Below are 4052 nucleotides of genomic sequence, written 5' to 3'. Positions count from 1 at the left end.
GCAAGGAACACAGGGTTTTCCATTACTTCAGCGATTTTTTGCACACGAGCAGGATCACCAGGAATGATAGCAAGAGTTGCACCGTTTAGATCCGCTTCAGTAACACCTAAATGAAAAACAGCTTGAGACATATGTTGCTCCTTTTGGCTTAGTGGGTTCGTTGGCCCTTAGATAAGCTCATAATAAGTTTGTGGGGTACAGAGCTACTTTAACGAACCTAAAACTCTAATGACGTGATCACCTTCACACTGAACACTGTTATGTATCATCTTCTTGCACAAAAAATCGGTTGGCATCACACTTTAAGCGCATTTTCTCAGTTGCGTTGCATATAAATGAGATAAAAAACGCCTCAAGCAATAGATTGCTTGAGGCGTTTACTTGAAACACATCACATTAATTTGTGCATAGAATGTTTCTACATCTAAACTTTGTGAAGCTAGTTACTAACAAAGGTTCAGATACTAGAAATATGCTCAACAAATAGTTTAACGCTAGTCAGTTGATTTCGGTTTAAACTTCAGCAATCTCAATGCATTCAAAGTTACTAATGCCGTCGCACCACTATCTGCAAGTACTGCTACCCATAAGCCAGTAATACCAAATAAGCTTGTCACCAAGAACACACCTTTCAAACCTAACGCCAACGTCACATTCTGGCGAATGTTGTTCATCGTTGCTCGTGATAGCTCAATCATTACAGGTAGTTCAGTCAAGCGATTGTGGGTTAATGCAGAATCTGCAGTTTCAAGTGCAACATCAGTACCTCCGCCCATCGCAATCCCTACATTTGCAGTTTTCATTGCTGGAGCATCATTAATACCGTCACCCACCATAGCGACATGAGATTGCTGAGATAGCTCTTCTACATAAGTCACTTTATCGCTAGGCAATAAGCTTGCTTTAAATTGAATACCAATTTTTTCACTAATGGCCGCTGCACTTCTTGGGTTATCACCCGTCAGCATAATCGCATTGATCCCTAGTGACGCTAAGCTATCAACTGCTTGTTTTGCATCTTCACGTAATGTGTCTTGCCACGCAATCAAACCAATAGCTTGTGTCGCCTGGCACGCAACCACTACGGTTTTACCTTGCTCTTCAAGCTCTGCAACCGAGCTTGTCACTTGCTCAGGCAATTCAAAGGTAATCTTAGAAGGTGCTAACACTTGGTATTGAACACCTGCAACGCTTCCCTCAACTCCGCTACCGATCAACGCTTTTTTATCTTGAGCTTCTGGGATAGAAACACCCATCATCTCGATTTTTTCTACGAGAGATTTTGCCAATGGGTGAGTCGAACCCACTTCAATCGCCCCCACTACACTCAACATTTTGTTGGTATCCCAATTAGATAACGGAACAATATCCGTTACTTGAGGTTTACCTTTCGTAAGCGTACCGGTTTTATCAAAGGCTATCGTTTCTATCTTGCCAAGTTGTTCTAACGCTGCGCCACCTTTGATTAGTGCACCACGTCTTGCGGCTGCAGCCAAACCAGAAGTGATTGCCGCAGGTGTTGAGATAACTAACGCACATGGGCACGCAATCAATAGTAATGCCAGTCCACGATATACCCATGTTTCCCATGGTTGTGCGAACAATAGTGGTGGAGTAATGATAACGAGCAGAGCCACCAGCATCATTAATGGTGTGTACCAACGGCTAAATTTATCGAGGAAACGTTCCAGTGGCGCTTTGCGAGATTCTGCTTCTTCAATCAAATGCAAAATACGGTCAATCGCATTTTCACCTTGTTTAGAGGTAATCGTCAGCTGTACAACTTGGTCAACAACTACAGCACCAGCCATAACACTGTTACCTTTTGTATGCTCAACAGGAACAGACTCCCCAGTCAAAGCACTTTCATCAAAAGCCGCTGAAGCTGAAATCAACAGACCATCTGCAGGTAAACGTGAGCCCGGCGCCACTTCGATTACATCACCAGGAGCCAATTCACTGGCTGGGCATTCAATTCGTTCGTCGTTGACGATTTTAGTCGCATTTTCTGGCACCAAAGCCATTAGTGCTTTAACACCGCTTCTCGCTCGAGACGAAGCAAAAGCCTCTAGTCTTTCGCCAATTAAAAACAGCAGAAGAACCATCGCGGCTTCAACGGTTTCACCAAGATATAGCGCGCCGAGAGCAGCAACACTCATCAAGGTTTCAATGGCAAATGGGGTTCCTGATAATGCTAGTTGAAAAGCTTTTTTTGCAACGGGGTACAGACCAAGTAAACACGTGAGCGTAAATAGAATTTCACTCACTTCTGGGAAAGGTGACTTGATTATTGCTGCAATCAACATGGCAGAAGAGATAGCAATAATCTGTAGATTCGATTTAATTACATGCATCCAACCCGTTGGCTGTTGAGTCTTAGCCTTATTGGTCGATGATGTTAACGGGAAACCCGTTTTAAGCGCTACTTGTTCGATAGATTCCGCGATGGATTGATCATTAAAGTTAACAACCAACTTTTCGGTAGCGAACAATACTTTCGCTTGAATAACACCGTCGATATTGCGGATAGCATTTTCGATTTTTTTGGCACATGCAGGACAGTCCATCCCACTAACGAGCCAACTTTGAGTTAATAATCCAGCACTGGCTTCAATTAAGCCCGAACTGTCTTCTTCCCCAACGTCAGAGCTACAACAACTGTCACCCCCCGCTTTTTCTGAGCTAGAACCACAGCTAGTTGTGGTGCCTTCTGCTTTAATGGCGACAATTTTAGGGCTAGAGCAGCTTGTTTGGCTCGCTGCGTTTACATTGATTTTTTTTGAACGACACGCGTCATGTTTAGCGCACATAGTAAATCTCCTTGATGCTCTCGTATCCGAACGATGTTGAAAAGGTGTGAGAGTAGTTCTCATTAATTTCCGGATACATAAAGTATAAACCTTGGAGCCAACTCCAAGGTCAAGGGAAGTTTTAAAATTATGCTTTGCTTATTTTCACTTCGTCGTGGTTTTTTGGAACATCATCAATCAACACTGCGTCATGCGAACAAAATGGTTGAGTATTCAAGCTTGCCATAGATACATCGTCTTCAACCTCAACTTCGGTGCCAGCCATGAGCTCAGCAATGTGGTAGCGCAATACAATTACACCCAATATCCCGAAAATGATGTTGCCTAAAGCTTGCCCGTAGATAACACCTAATGCTCCATACCACTGAGCGCCAAAATAAACAAAAGGCAAGGTACCCAATGTCGCTTTACTTAGATTAAGTGCTGTTGAGTAAAGTGGTTTACCTAAATTATTGAAAGATGTGTTTGCAACAAACAGCGCGCCATTAAAAATAAAGGTAATAGCCACGTAAGTACAAAATGCCCCTAATAGAATGGCAGCGTCGCCCTCYAAACTAAAGCCAAGCACAATGTAGTCTTGAACGAAATACAAGATAAGACATACAACGAGCGTATAAATGGTTGTAACCAATAGTGAGTTATTGAGCGTTTCTTTCACTCTGTCCATTCGTTCTGCGCCAAAGTTTTGCCCAATGATAGGACCAACCGCACCGGATAGTGCAAAAATCACGGCGAAACACACTGGAGTCAAACGACCAATAACAGCATAACCTGCGACAAAATCTTCTCCAAATTGTGCGATACCTGTAGTCACAATCGCATTACCAATAGGAGTCGCTGCGTTGGTGATAATCGCGGGTAATGCTATTTTCAAAATCGAACGAATATGGGAGTGCCAAATAGCAAATGAAGGGCGAGCAACTAAATTGTGAATTCGAATCAGTGGATAGATAGAGAAAAACAGTACCGCGCATCTCGCAAGTACGGAAGCAAATGCTGCCCCCTCTACATTCCAGCCAAAGCCGAAAATGAAAATCGGATCGAGAATGGCATTAACAATGCCACCAGACAATGTCGCCCACATTGAACGTTTAGCATCACCAGCAGCCCTTAAACCAGCACCGGCTACCATAGCTAACGCGAGAATAGGACCACTTGGTAACAGAATACGTAAGTAAGCTTCCGCACGTTCAGCCGCAACACCTTGTGCACCAATGGCCGACAATAATTCTGGTATATAGG

The 4052-nt window shown here is 43.4% G+C and carries 2 protein-coding genes and 1 pseudogene; all 3 read right to left on the bottom strand.

Annotated elements, in window-relative coordinates; genetic code table 11:
• Positions 1–131, bottom strand: a pseudogene (locus L4C33_RS20200) (uridine phosphorylase); the annotation flags it as partial.
• Between the two features lie 363 nt (positions 132–494).
• A complete protein-coding gene (locus L4C33_RS20195; protein WP_428814195.1) occupies positions 495–2810 on the bottom strand; it encodes a zinc/cadmium/mercury/lead-transporting ATPase in 2316 nt (771 codons plus the stop codon).
• A gap of 127 nt (positions 2811–2937) precedes the next feature.
• The coding region (locus L4C33_RS20190) for an MATE family efflux transporter (protein ID WP_428814194.1) at positions 2938–4052 on the bottom strand (1115 nt) is incomplete at its 5' end.

It is taken from the genome of Vibrio makurazakiensis (genome assembly GCF_050337375.1).
Lineage (GTDB): Bacteria > Pseudomonadota > Gammaproteobacteria > Enterobacterales > Vibrionaceae > Vibrio > Vibrio makurazakiensis.
The sequence above is the reverse complement of the archived record's forward strand: the minus strand, read 5'-3'. Positions and strand labels throughout refer to the sequence as shown.